Genomic DNA, 12659 nt, shown 5'->3' on the forward strand with positions numbered 1-12659 from the left:
GCCAGGCGAGCCCCCTGGGCCGGGGCTTTGAAACACTGCCTAGCCGCGCGAGCGGTTAGGCTGAACGCCCTATGACGACTTCCAAGAGCCCTGTCGGGGGCCATGTTCCGGTGGCCGGGGGCCTGGCCACCGGGGGCCTGAAGTACGCCGCCGAGATCGGCGCCGAGACCATCCAGGTGTTCGTGTCCAACCCGCGCGGCTGGGCGCTGGCGGCGGGCAAGCCCGCCGAGGACGCCAAGCTCCGCGAGCGCGACGACGTGCCGGTGTTCGTGCACGCCCCCTACCTGGTCAACTTCGGGTCCCCCAGCGAGGAGACCCTCGCCAAGTCGCTGGCGACCGTCCGCCACTCCCTGCAGCGCGGCCGCGACATCGGCGCGCGCGGCGTGGTGGTGCACACCGGATCGGCCGTCAGCCAGTCCTACGACGCCGCCATGAAGCAGGTGCACGAGCACGTGCTGCCCCTGCTGGAGGAGATCCCCGAGGACGGCCCGGACCTGCTGCTGGAGCCGATGGCCGGGCAGGGCGCGATGCTCTGCGCCAAGGTCGAGGACCTCGGCGAGTTCTTCGAGCGGCTGGAGCACCACCCCAAGCTGGGTGTGTGCTTCGACACCTGCCACGCCTTCGCCGCCGGGCACGACCTGGCCGCCGAGGGCGGGGCGGCCGCGACGATGGACGCGCTGGTGGCCACCGTCGGGCCGGGGCGGCTGAAGCTGGTGCACGCCAACGACTCCAAGGACGTGTGCGGGTCGTTCAAGGACCGGCACGAGAATATCGGCAAGGGCCACATCGGCGAGGAGGCGTTCGCCGCGCTGTTCCGGCACCCTGAGGTGGCGGGCGTGCCGTTCGTCATCGAGACGCCGGGCCGTGGCGCCGAGCCGCACCGCGCCGACGTGGACACCCTCAAGCGGCTGCGCGACCGCTGACCCCCGGGAGACGCGAACGGTCCCGTACGAGATCTCGTACGGGACCGTCCCCGGGCGTTAAAGGGCCCGGGTGCAGCTGAACAACCCCCCGACTGTCCAGCGGCACCCGGGCCGCACACCACCGAATCCCACCCCCCCGGTACGGGATTCGGCGGCTCTGACCCGGCGCTCGACTGGCGCGCACCGGATCATCCAGTGTTGTCCTGTGCGGGGAAGCGTCGCTTCGGGCTGACCGTGGGTGACCGGTCCCGCCGTCCGCGCCGCCCGCTCCCCGGAGCGGTTGGCGTGTCCGCCACTGAGAACACTAGAGGTGTTCTGATCCCGAACGGGAGGCCGGAAACGCCGCCCTCGATAAGCGGTGTGTAGCCAGCGTTATACGTAGCGTAGCGGCACGACGAGCGGTCGATCCGGCGCGACGAACGGTATCGGCGGCCGGGCGGGAACGGTCCACGGTGACGGTCGGTCCACCGTCAATGATTGACCTCCGATGGAATGCCGGATTCGACCGTCCCGCCGGTCACTCTCCGTCAGCGCGGGACGATCTCTTCGGGGAGGTGCAGCCGCGCCAGCGCGCGGTCGGCGCGGCGCGGCACGTGGCGGCGCGTCAGCAGCGAGACGCCCACCATGACGGCGGCGGCGGCCGGGGCGACCACCAGCGTGGGCTGGGTCAGGATCGCGGCCGGCCAGCCGGTCCGGGGCCCGGCGAACAACGTCGCCAGGCCCGCCACGACGGCCAGGCCGCCGCCCACCGCCAGGCCCGCGCCCGCCCCGGCCGCCGTCAGGCCGCGCCACCAGATCCCCAGCAGCAGCAGCGGGCACAACGAGCAGGCCGAGACCGTCAGCGCCAGGGTGACCAGCGCGCCCGCGCCCCGCGAGTCCAGTCCCGGGACCAGCAACATCGGCACCGCGAGCGCGAACACCGCGCCGACGCGGAACGAGGCCACCCCGCCCTTCGGCAGGAACTGCGACGCGGTGCCCGCGATCGCCACCACCAGCCCGCAGGAGGTGGAGATGAACGCCGCGAACGCCCCGGCGGCGACCAGCCCCGTCAGGACCGCCCCCGCCGCGCCCGGGAGCACGCGCTGGGGCAGCATGAGGATCGTGGCGTCGGTGTCGCCCGTCATGAGCAGTTCGGGCGTGTAGAGGCGGCCCAGCGCGCCGTACAGCGCCGGGAAGACGTAGAACAGCGCCAGCAGTGCCGGGACCATCGCGGCGGTGCGGCGGGCGGCCCGGCCGCAGGTGTTGGTGTAGAAGCGCATCAGGATGTGCGGCAGGCCCATCGTGCCCAGCAGCACGCCCAGCAGCGCCGAGTAGGTGCCGTACAGGCCGTGTTCGACGGAGCTGCCGTTGGGCATCGCCCAGGTGCCGCCGTCCTGGACGGGCAGGTGCTCCACGTGCGGCACCTGCGCGCCCGCCGGGAAGGCGAGCACGGTCCCGGCCGCCACCTGGTGCCGTCCGGGGGTGAGCAGGTGGCGGTCGCCGTCGTGGGAGTGGCCGTCCACGGTGCCGTTGACGGCGATGCGCACCTCGGCGGGGACCTCCACCGTCACGCCCGTCTGCACCCGCACGGTGGTGGGGCGCTCGAACGCCGGGGCCGCCCCCGCCGTGGGGTCGGCGCCCCCGTCCAGGTGCCACAGCGACAGCAGCGCCACCGCCGGGATCGCGACCGCCACCAGCTTCACCCAGAACTGCGCCGCCTGCACGGCGGTGATGCTGCGCATCCCGCCCGACACCACCAGCACCAGCACGACGCCGACGACCACCGCCCAGCCCGCCCACACCGGCGCGCCGGTCAGCACCCGCAGCGTGACGCCCGCGCCCTGGAACTGCGGCAGCAGGTAGAACCAGCCGATGAACAACACGCAGCACGACACCGTGTGCCGCACCGCCCGCGAGCCCAGCCGCCATTCGGCGAAGTCGGAGATGGTGTAGGCGCCCGAGCGGCGCAGCGGCGCGGTCACCAGCGCCAGCAGCAGCACGTACCCGGCGGTCGCGCCCAGCGGCAGCCACAACATGTCGGCGCCGTGCGCCAGCACCAGCCCGGCGGTGCCGAGGAACGCGGCGGCGGAGATGTACTCGCTGCCGATGGCCGAGGCGTTCCACAGCGGGGTGACGCCGCGCGAGGCCACCAGGAAGTCGGAGGTGGTCCGCACGGTGCGGCGGCGGCCGTAGGAGCCCAGCACCGTGCTCATGCCGAGCACCGCGACCAGCGCCGTGAGCGCGGCCGCCACCGCCATCACGATCACGTGCGGTCCACCAGCCGGGTGAAGTCGCGCTCGACGCGCTCGGCCCGCCGGACGTGCCGGGCGGCCAGCAGCACCCACACCGGCTGCACGCCGAGCGCCAGCACCAGCCACGGCAGCGGCACCTCGTACACGCGGACGCGGTTCAGCTCCGGGACGCGCGACAGCAGCAGCGGCAACCCGGCCAGCACCAGCCCCACCAGGGCGCAGGTGCCCAGCGCGGCGCGCAGCTGGGCGCGGATCAGATCACGCGCGTAGACCGCGCCCAGCTCGGTCTGCTCGTCGAGGTCGCGGGCGATGTTCCAGGACGGCGACCGCGCCGCACCCGCCCCGTCGGGCAGCGCCCGCGCACGCCGCGTGCGGGGACTGGACACCAAAACCCGCTCCGCCCGCCCAGCGGCGGCAGCGGCGGAGGTCGCGGACGCGGACGCGGACGCGGTGGACGTGGTGAGCGGCGCGGCGGGGGTAGTGGACGCGGCGGGCGTAGCAGGTCCGGTCGGCCTCGCGGGCGCGGCGGGCGCGGTCGGTGTTGCGGACACCGTCGGTGTCGTAGGCGCCCTCGGCGTCGCAGGCGCCGTCGGTGTGGCGGGGGTGGGCGGGTCGTCAAGCACCGGGGCCGTCCTCGCGGGGGTCGCCGGTGCGGAAGCGGCGTACCAGCAGGTCGCGCACCTCGCGGGTGTGGCGGCGGCTCACCGGCAGCAGTTCGTCGCCCACCTGCACGGCGGCGCGGCCGCCGTCGAAGCGCAGCTCCCGGATGTGCGCCGAGGCGACCAGGGTGCTGCGGTGGATGCGGATGAACCCGGCCGCCTCCCAGCGGCGCGCCAGCGCGGCCAGCGGCATCCGGACCAGGTAGCTGCCGTCGCCGGTGTGCAGCCGCACGTAGTCGCCCTGCGCCTCGACGTGGGTGACCGCGCGGCGCGACACCAGGCGGGTGCGGCCGCCCAGTTCCACCGGGACCATCTCGTCCTCGGCGGGCCGCTCGGCGTCGGCGTCCTCCGGCGGCAGCGCGCGGTGCACCGCCTCGTCCACCCGCCGCACCGCCTCGGCCAGCCGCTCGGGCCGGACCGGTTTGAGCAGGTAGTCCAGCGCGCCCAGCTCGTAGGCGGCGACCGCGCAGTCGTCGTGCGCGGTCACGAACACCACCTCCGGCGGCGCGGCGAACCCGGTCAGCAGCCGGGAGAAGTCCAGGCCGTCCAGGCCCGGCATGCGGATGTCGAGGAAGACCGCGTCCAGCCGCTCGCCCGCCACCAGCATCCGGGACAGGTCGCGCAGCGCGGCGGCGGCGTCGCTCGCGCCGGTCGCCTGCTCGATCCGTAGATCCTCGCGCAGCAGGTACACGAGCTCTTCGAGGGCGGGCAGCTCGTCGTCGACGGCCAGGACGCGCAGCATAAGAGGACCCTGCCGCGATTACTGTGCGTCCGCAATCGGTTTCGCCATGTGAGGTGAAATCAGTCGGGGAAAACGCCGGGCCGATACTTGGGGACGCGCAGGTTGACCTTGGTGCCCGCGCCGGGCGCGGTCTCCACCGTCAGGCCGTACTCGTCGCCGTAGACCTGGCGCATCCGCTCGTCCACGTTGGCCAGGCCGATGCCGGTGCCCGCGCCGTTCGAGCCGCGTCCGGGCGCGCCGGGGCCCGCCGCCAGCACCTCGCCGAGGCGGTCGGGGTCCATGCCGACGCCGTCGTCCTCGACGCTGATGGCCGCCTCCACCCCCGCGTCCCGCGCGGTGATGGTGATGTGGAACGCCCGGTGCGCGCCCTCCATGCCGTGCCGGATGGCGTTCTCCACCAGCGGCTGCAACGACAGGAACGGCACCGCCACCGGCAGCACCTCCGGCGCGATCTCCACGCTGAAGTGCAGCCGGTCGCCGAACCGGGCGCGCTCCAGCAGCAGGTAGCGGTCGATGGAGCGCAGCTCGTCGGCCAGGGTGGTGAAGTCGCGCGGGTTCCGGAAGGAGTAGCGGGCGAAGTCGGCGAAGTCGAGCAGCAGCTCGCGGGCGCGCTCGGGGTCGGTGCGCACGAACGAGGCGATGGTGGTCAGCGAGTTGTAGACGAAGTGCGGCGAGATCTGCGCCCGCAGCGCCCGCATCTCGGCCTCGGCCAAACGGGCACGGGAGGAATCCAGCTCGGCCAGCTCCAGCTGGCCCGAAACCCAGCGGGCGACCTCGCCGACGGCGCGCATCCGGGCCGCCGAGGAGTCGTCGCCGTAGGCGGCCAGCGCGCCCTCGACGCGGCCCGCCACCGTCAGCGGCGCGATCATCGCGACGCGGACGGGGCACAGCGGGTCGGCGCAGGCGAGCAGGTCGGAGGTCACCACGCGGGGACGGCCGGAATCCAGCACGGGCCGGGCGTGACGGGCCGCCTCGCGCGCGTGCGGGTCGTCGCCCTCGCCGTCCCACACCAGCAGCCGCGCGCCGTCCTCAGCGGCGTCTCCACCGTCCACGCTCACCAGTGCGACCGCCTCGACGCCCAGCAACGTGCGCAGGTGGCGGGCGGACTTGCGGGCCGACTCGCGGTTCAGCCCGCCGCGCAGCGACGGGGAGGCGCGGGAGATGGTGTGCAGCATCGCGAACGCCGCCTCGTCGGCGGGCGTGCCGAAACCCCTTCGGTGCGCGCACAGGCGCAACCAGTGCCGCAGCGCCCAGCCGGCCGCCCCCGCCAGCCCAGCAACGGCGGCGGTGCAGCCGACCACCGCCAGAACCGATGGTAGGGACATGGACACTTACCGTAATACCGCCGATGCCGCGCCGCAGCGGATTCGCCACCCGCGCGCGAGAGATCACAGCGGCGGGGACTCGCCGTCCTCCTCCTGGTAGGAGTAGCGCTGCTCACGCCACGGATCGGCGACGTTGTGGTACCCGCGCTCCTCCCAGAACCCGCGCCGGTCCTGGACCAGGTACTCCACGGCGCGCACCCACTTGACGCTCTTCCACGCGTACAGGTGCGGCACCACGATCCGGATCGGGAACCCGTGGTCGGGGCTGAGCCGCTCGCCGTCGCGGTGGGTGGCCAGCAGCGTCCCCTCGTCCAGGAAGTCGCTCATCCGGATGTTGGCGCTGTAGCCGTACTCGGCCCACACCATGACGTGGGTGGTGTCCGGGTGCGGGGGCGCGGCCTCGACGATCGCCGAGCAGGGCACGCCCTCCCACTCGTTGTCGGGGATGGTGAACTTGGTGACGCAGTGGAAGTCGGCGACCGTCTTGGTCCGGGGCAGTTCCTCGAACTCGTCCCACGTCCAGCGGTGCTGCTCGCCCGAGGCGGTAGCGCCGAACACGCGGAAGTCCCAGTCCTTGGGACGGAACTTGGGCACGGGCCCGTAGTGGAGGACCGGCCAGCCGCGGGGGATGTACTGTCCGGGCGGCAGTGGCTTCTCGGGTGGGGACATGACGCGGGCCATCCTGCCATCCGGCGTGAGCTGAGCCATATTCGGGGGGCCGTCCCCGACCGGTGCCGAACATGGGCTAGCCTGTGGGACGTGCGCAACGTGATCTATTTCTTTTGGTACGGCCAGCCCGGGCGGCTGGTCTGCCACGCGTTGCGCTGACAGACCACAGGCGAAGAGCCCCGGGCCACCAGGCCCGGGGCTCTTTGTCGTTCCAGGGGTTCCCGCGCGCGGTCCACCGGGCCGCCGCACACGAGGAAGAGGCAGCAACATGGTCGTCGTCATGGCTCCGGGAGCCACCGATGCGGATATCAACGGCGTCGTCTCACTGGTCGAGACGGCCGGCGGCGACGCCTTCGTCAGCCGCGGCGTGGAGCGCACCATCATCGGGCTGGTCGGGGACGTCCAGCAGTTCGGCTCGCTGAACCTGCGCGGGCTGAGCGGCGTCAGCGACGTCATCCGCATCTCGGTTCCCTACAAGCTCGTCAGCCGCGAGAACCATGGCGAGCGCTCGGTCGTGCGCGTCGGCGGCGTGCCGATCGGTCCCGGCACCATGACCCTGATCGCCGGGCCGTGCGCGGTGGAGACCCCCGAGCAGACGCTCGGCGCGGCGCAGATGGCGCAGGCGGCGGGCGCGACGCTGCTGCGCGGCGGCGCGTTCAAGCCCCGCACCTCGCCCTACGCCTTCCAGGGCCTGGGCGAGGCGGGCCTGAAGATCCTCGCCGACGTGCGCGCGGAGACCGGCATGCCGGTGGTGACCGAGGTCGTGGACGCCGCCGACGTGGAGCTGGTCGCCTCCTACGCCGACATGCTCCAGATCGGCACCCGCAACGCGCAGAACTTCGCGCTGCTCCAGGCCGCCGGGGAGTCCGGCAAGCCCGTCATGCTGAAGCGCGGCATGAACGGCACCATCGAGGAGTGGCTGATGGCCGCCGAGTACATCGCCCAGCGCGGCAACCTCGACATCGTGCTGTGCGAGCGCGGCATCCGCACCTTCGAGCGCGCCACCCGCAACACCCTGGACATCTCGGCGGTGCCGGTGGCGCAGCGGTTGTCGCACCTGCCGGTCATCGTGGACCCCTCGCACTCGGGCGGCAGCCGCGACCTGGTGCTGCCGCTCACCCGCGCGGCGATCGCGGTCGGCGCGGACGGCGTGATCATCGACGTGCACCCGCACCCGGAGACCGCGCTGTGCGACGGGCCGCAGGCGCTGGTGAACGGCGACCTGCGCGAGCTGGCCAAGGTGGTGCGCACGCTGCCGCCGCTGGTCGGCCGCGCCCTCACCGAGGCCCCCGCCGCCTCGCCCGACGCGGTTCTCGCCTGAGTTCCGCCGCCTCTCCTCGCACGTCCCCGGCATGATCACCGCTCCGCCCGACGACCGGAGCGGTGATCATGCCGGGTGGTAGGGTCTGCCGCATGGCGTACTGGACCTCCAACTGCGGACCGCCCCGCTCCTGACCGGGGCGCGGCTCTCCTTCCCTGATCTTCCGACCCGGCCCGGCGCCGATCCCGCGCCCGGCCGCGTCCTCCTGCGCCCCGAATCCGGACCACCCCTTCCGATTCGAGTCCCAGGAGCCTTCCTCCCGTGTCCGTACGCACCTTCTCGGCGCGCCTGTCCGCGCGCCCCTCGTCCCCGCTCCCCCGGTCGCCGCGCCGCAGGACACCGCGCCTCGGCACGCCGCGTCCGGGCGGCGGCGCTGACATCCTGGCGGCGGCCTGCCTGTGGGGCACCACCGGCACCGTCCGCACCTTCGTGCCCGAGGCGTCCAACGTCGGGATCGCCGCGATCCGCATCGTCCTCGGCGGCCTGGTGCTGGTGGCCCTCGCCGCGTGCACCGCGCGCGGCGAGGGCCTGCGGCGGCTGGTGCGCCGCCGCGCCAACCTGCCGCTGCTGGCGCTCGGCGCGGTCGCGATCGTCGTCTACCAGACCGCCTTCTTCAGCGCCGCCGCCCGCACCGGCGTGGCGGTCGGCACCGTCGTCACCATCGGCAGCGCCCCGGCGTTCACCGGCCTGCTGGGGCTGGTGACGCGGCAGGCCGCGCCGGCGGCCCGGTGGCTCGCGGCCACCGCCGGCGCGGTCACCGGCTGCGCGCTGCTGATCGGCGGCGGCCAGGACGCGGGCACCGACCCGCTCGGCGTCGCCCTGGCGCTGCTGTCGGGCTTCGCCTACGCGGTCTACGCCTCCGTCGCCGCCTGGCTCATCGGGCGCGGCGAGCAGGACCGGGCGGTGGCCGCCGCGCTGTTCGGCCTGGGCGCGCTGCTGTTCGCGCCGGTGCTGGCGGCGCAGCCGCCGGTGTGGGCGCTCGCCGGGACCGGCGCGCTGGTCGCGCTGTACCTCGGCGTGATCACCACCGGGGGCGGCTACCTGCTGTTCGCGCGGGGGTTGCGCACCACCCCGGCGACCACGGCGACGACGCTGACGCTGGCCGAGCCCGCGGTGGCGGCGCTGCTGGGCGTCGCGGTGCTGGGCGAGCGGCTCGGCGGCGTCGCGCTGACCGGGCTGGGGCTGCTGGCGGCGAGCCTGCTGGTGCTGGTCCTGCCCGCGCGCCGGGCGGGCCGGGCCGGCTGATCGGCGCGGGGTTCCGGCGGCCTCACCGGACCGCCGGAACCCCGCCCACATCGGGGTAACAAATTGGTCTGAACCACTCGCCAGCGGGGGCGGCGGCGAGGATGATGCTCGGCATGACTACGGGCGATGGGGACGCCGGCGGGCGTCTGTTCCCCGAAGACCTGGACGGCGTCGATCCGGTGGCCGCGGTGATGCTGGCCGACGCCTGCCGCGCCGTCGCCGCCTATCCCGAGCTGGTCGTGGTGGGCGCCCTGTTCACCGCAGCCGAGCGCGTCCCCGACGGCTGGCAGGTGGTGTGCCCCGGCGACCCGCTCCCCCAGGGCGCGCGGGAGCTGCTGGCCGACCATCTCAGCGACCGCGCCGCGCTCGCCGAGGGCGCGGCGGCGCGCGAGCTGCGTTCGGCCGCGCGGACGTTGCAGGCCGGGCCGTGCGAGGAGGTGCGGGCGGCCGGGAGCCGGTTCCGCGTCGTGCGCGTCGAGCAGCTGGTGCGCACCGGGCCGGACGGCCCCGAGCCGCCCCGCCCCACCGACCTGGACCCGCATCCGGCCGACCGGCGGCCGCTGCCGTGCCGTCCCTACGACCTGCTGCACGACGGGCGCGCCGTGCCCGACGCCGCCACCACCGAGCTGTTGTGCCAGCTGCTGGACGCGGCGGCCAGAGCGGGGGCCGAGCCGTCGGATGCGTTCCTGACGCCGCTGGCGCTCGCGCCCGCGTTCACGGTGGCCGAGCGCACCGGCGGCCGGTGGCGGCCGATCGGGCGGCTGCACGACACCCCGCAGCAGGCCCGCGACGCGCTGGCCACCTACTTCCGGCACGTGGTGCCCGCCGTGGAGCACCCCGACACCGCCGACGTGGACGACTACGCGCGGGCGGCGACGCTGCTGCGCGACCGCACCCGGCGCAACGGCATCACGGTGGCGGGCCGCCGGTTCCGGATCGTGCGCATCGAGCGGATCACGCTGACCGGCCCGGAGGGGCCCGAGCCGCCGCGCCCCACCGACTTCGACGCCGACGCGCACTGAAGCCGACGCGCACTGAAACGGCCCCGGCCGGAGCCGGGGCCGTGCCGTGCGGACCTTACGAGTCGCCGTAGACCGGGCGGTGCTCCTGGACCGAGTCGGCCAGCTGCTCGGCCAGCTCGGCGACGTCGAGCCGCTTCTCGATCTGGCGCAGGTCGTCGATCTTGGCGCGGGTCTCGGCGCGGCGCGGGGCCAGCAGCGTGCAGCAGTCCTCGTCGGGCAGCTCGGAGATCGACAGGGTGCGCACCCGGCGCGCCTGGTCCATGATCTCGACCTTGTCCATGCCGACCAGCGGCCGCAGGATCGGCAGCTCCACCGCGTCGTCCTGGGCGGTCATGTTGGCCAGCGTCTGGCTGGACACCTGGCCGAGCGCGTCGCCGGTGATCAGCGCGGCGCCGCGCAGCCGCCGGGCCAGCACCTCGCCGACGCGGAGCATCAGCCGGCGCTGGGCGATCACCGCGAGCTTGTCGGCGCCGGAGGACTTGATCTGCTGCTGGGCCTTGCCGAACGGCACCACGAACAGCCGCGAGCCGCCCTGGTACTTGTCCAGCTCGCGGACCAGCGCGTACGCCTTGTAGATCGACTCGGGGCCGGTGAACGGCATCCCGGAGAAGTGCAGGTAGTCGACGCGCAGGCCGCGCCGCATCATGCGGTAGGCGGCGACCGGGGAGTCGATGCCGCCCGACATCAGCACCAGCGCGCGGCCGCTCATGCCGACCGGCAGGCCGCCCGCGCCGGGGATGCCGCCGGAGAACACGAACACCTCGTCGCGGTCCACCTCGATGGACACGGTGTGGTCGGGGTTCTTGAGCTTCACCGGCTGCCCGTAGGCGTCGTGCAGCCGCCCGCCGACCAGGCGGTCCAGCTCGGTGGAGGTCAGCGGGAAACGCTTGTCGCGGCGCTTGGAGCGGACCGCGAAGCTGCCGGTGACGCCGTCCATCAGCTCCAGCGCGGCGCGCTCGACGCTGGCCACGTCCTTGCCGACCCGCCAGGCGCGGTGCGCCCAGACGATGCCCATGACGTCGGCGATGCGCGCGGCGAGCCGGTCCACCAGCTCGACGTCGGCGTCCTTGGTGCGCACGATGAACACGCCGTGGCGGCGGATGACGTCCACCTTCGCGATGGGCCGGACGGCCTGGCGCACGTTGTCGGCCAGGCGGCGCTCGAACTGCTCGCGGTTCTTGCCCTTGAGCACGAGCTCGCCCAGCTTGAGCAGCACGCACGGCTCGCCGTCGACGACCGGCGCCTGCTCCCGGACCTGCGCGGTCGCGGTGTCGAGCGTGGGCATGCGTGATCCTCCTGGAGAAACGGGACGGGGGCCGCCTTCTAGTGTGGCCCACAGTCGGCAACACTTCGACCGGCGGCGCTGTTCCCGCCCCGGACGCGGCCGACCCCGGCGGCCTGGGGCCACCGGGGTCGCGCGCGGACGGGGATCGGCCATGATCGGCCGGGCCGGATCAGCCGAAGAAGACCTCGGCCTCCTGGTAGCGCTCCAGCGGGACGGTCTTCAGCTCCTTGGTGGCCTCGTCCAGGCCCACGCGCACGATGTCGGTGCCCTGGAGCGCGACCATCTTGCCGTAGTCGCCGTCCTTGACCGCGTCGATGGCCTGGAGGCCGAACCGGGTGGCCAGCACCCGGTCGAAGGCGCTGGGGGTGCCGCCGCGCTGGATGTGGCCGAGCACGGTGGCGCGGGCCTCCTTGCCGGTGCGCCTCTCGATCTCGTCGGCCAGGCGCTGCCCGATGCCGCCGAGCCGGACGTGCCCGAAGGCGTCGGTCTCGCCGGTCTGCAGCTCCATCTGGCCGTCGACCGGGTGCGCGCCCTCCGACACCACGATGATCGGGGCGTACCGGGTCTTGAACCGGCTCTCGACGTAGGCCACGACCTGCTCGATGTCGAACGGCCGCTCGGGGATGAGGATCACGTTGGCGCCGGCGGCCATGCCCGCGTGCAGCGCGATCCAGCCCGCGTGCCGGCCCATGACCTCGCAGATCAGCGCGCGGTGGTGGCTCTCGGCGGTGGTGTGCAGCCGGTCGATGGCCTCGGTCGCGATGTTGACCGCGGTGTCGAAGCCGAAGGTGTAGTCGGTGGCGTTGAGGTCGTTGTCGATGGTCTTGGGGACGCCGACCACGTTGACGCCGTCGCGGTGCAGCTCGGCGGCCACGCCGAGGGTGTCCTCGCCGCCGATCGCGATCAGCGCGTCCACGCCCAGCCCGGCGAGGTTGTCCTTGATCCGCTCGACGCCGCCCTCGACCTTGACCGGGTTGGTGCGGGAGGAGCCGAGGATGGTGCCGCCGCGCGGCAGGATGCCGCGCACCGCCTCCACGTCCAGGGCCATCGTGTCGCCCTCCAGCGGGCCGCGCCAGCCCGCCCGGAAGCCGACGAACTCGTAGCCGAAGACCTGCACGCCCTTGCGCACGACGGCGCGGATCACGGCGTTCAGTCCGGGACAGTCGCCTCCCCCGGTCAGCACTCCGACGCGCATGCCCTCTCCCTCTCTGGACAACGGGGCCTCCCCCTCGACTCG

11 protein-coding genes are annotated in these 12659 nt (G+C 73.9%); 4 read left to right on the top strand and 7 right to left on the bottom strand.

Annotated elements, in window-relative coordinates; genetic code table 11:
• The first annotated feature begins 71 nt into the window (after positions 1–71).
• A complete protein-coding gene (locus AH6_RS11785; RefSeq protein WP_067478300.1) occupies positions 72–923 on the top strand; it encodes a deoxyribonuclease IV in 852 nt (283 codons plus the stop codon).
• 527 nt (positions 924–1450) lie between these two features.
• Here AH6_RS11785 and AH6_RS11790 read toward each other — a convergent pair.
• The 5 genes from AH6_RS11790 to AH6_RS11810 all read right to left on the bottom strand — a co-directional run bounded on the left by AH6_RS11790 (position 1451) and on the right by AH6_RS11810 (position 6549).
• Positions 1451–3160 carry a sodium/solute symporter gene (locus AH6_RS11790; RefSeq protein WP_067478570.1) on the bottom strand — a complete coding sequence of 570 codons (1710 nt, stop codon included), beginning with the start codon at positions 3158–3160 and terminating at the stop codon, positions 1451–1453.
• A 5-nt stretch (positions 3161–3165) separates the two neighbouring features.
• Positions 3166–3540: a hypothetical protein gene (locus tag AH6_RS11795; RefSeq protein ID WP_169807839.1), complete on the bottom strand. Its 375-nt coding sequence runs from the start codon at positions 3538–3540 to the stop codon at positions 3166–3168.
• 229 nt (positions 3541–3769) lie between these two features.
• On the bottom strand, positions 3770–4555 hold the full coding sequence (locus tag AH6_RS11800) for a LytR/AlgR family response regulator transcription factor (RefSeq protein ID WP_067478306.1): 786 nt from the start codon (positions 4553–4555) through the stop codon (positions 3770–3772).
• Positions 4556–4614: 59 nt separating this feature from the next.
• The gene (locus AH6_RS11805; RefSeq protein WP_067478309.1) at positions 4615–5880 is read right to left on the bottom strand and encodes a histidine kinase; all 1266 of its coding nucleotides are present in this window, start codon (positions 5878–5880) and stop codon (positions 4615–4617) included.
• 63 nt (positions 5881–5943) lie between these two features.
• The gene (locus AH6_RS11810; RefSeq protein ID WP_067478573.1) at positions 5944–6549 is read right to left on the bottom strand and encodes a sulfite oxidase-like oxidoreductase; all 606 of its coding nucleotides are present in this window, start codon (positions 6547–6549) and stop codon (positions 5944–5946) included.
• A 268-nt stretch (positions 6550–6817) separates the two neighbouring features.
• Here AH6_RS11810 and aroF point away from each other — a divergent pair, with 268 nt between their 5' ends.
• The 3 genes from aroF (at position 6818) to AH6_RS11825 (ending at position 10137) form a co-directional block, all read left to right on the top strand.
• Complete coding sequence (gene aroF / locus AH6_RS11815) at positions 6818–7870, top strand: 3-deoxy-7-phosphoheptulonate synthase (RefSeq protein ID WP_067478312.1); 1053 nt, start codon at positions 6818–6820, stop codon at positions 7868–7870.
• Between the two features lie 261 nt (positions 7871–8131).
• Positions 8132–9115, top strand: a complete 984-nt coding sequence (locus AH6_RS11820; protein ID WP_245679280.1) for an EamA family transporter — start codon at positions 8132–8134, stop codon at positions 9113–9115.
• A gap of 113 nt (positions 9116–9228) precedes the next feature.
• Positions 9229–10137: a DUF5954 family protein gene (locus AH6_RS11825; RefSeq protein WP_067478315.1), complete on the top strand. Its 909-nt coding sequence runs from the start codon at positions 9229–9231 to the stop codon at positions 10135–10137.
• Between the two features lie 55 nt (positions 10138–10192).
• Here AH6_RS11825 and thiI read toward each other — a convergent pair whose 3' ends face one another.
• Together thiI and AH6_RS11835 are read right to left on the bottom strand one after the other, a co-directional pair.
• Complete coding sequence (gene thiI / locus AH6_RS11830; protein WP_067478318.1) at positions 10193–11422, bottom strand: tRNA uracil 4-sulfurtransferase ThiI; 1230 nt, start codon at positions 11420–11422, stop codon at positions 10193–10195.
• A gap of 169 nt (positions 11423–11591) precedes the next feature.
• Positions 11592–12617, bottom strand: a complete 1026-nt coding sequence (locus tag AH6_RS11835; RefSeq protein WP_067478321.1) for a 6-phosphofructokinase — start codon at positions 12615–12617, stop codon at positions 11592–11594.
• Positions 12618–12659: the final 42 nt, after the last annotated feature.

The organism is Actinomadura hibisca NBRC 15177, from assembly GCF_001552635.1.
GTDB lineage: Bacteria > Actinomycetota > Actinomycetes > Streptosporangiales > Streptosporangiaceae > Spirillospora > Spirillospora hibisca.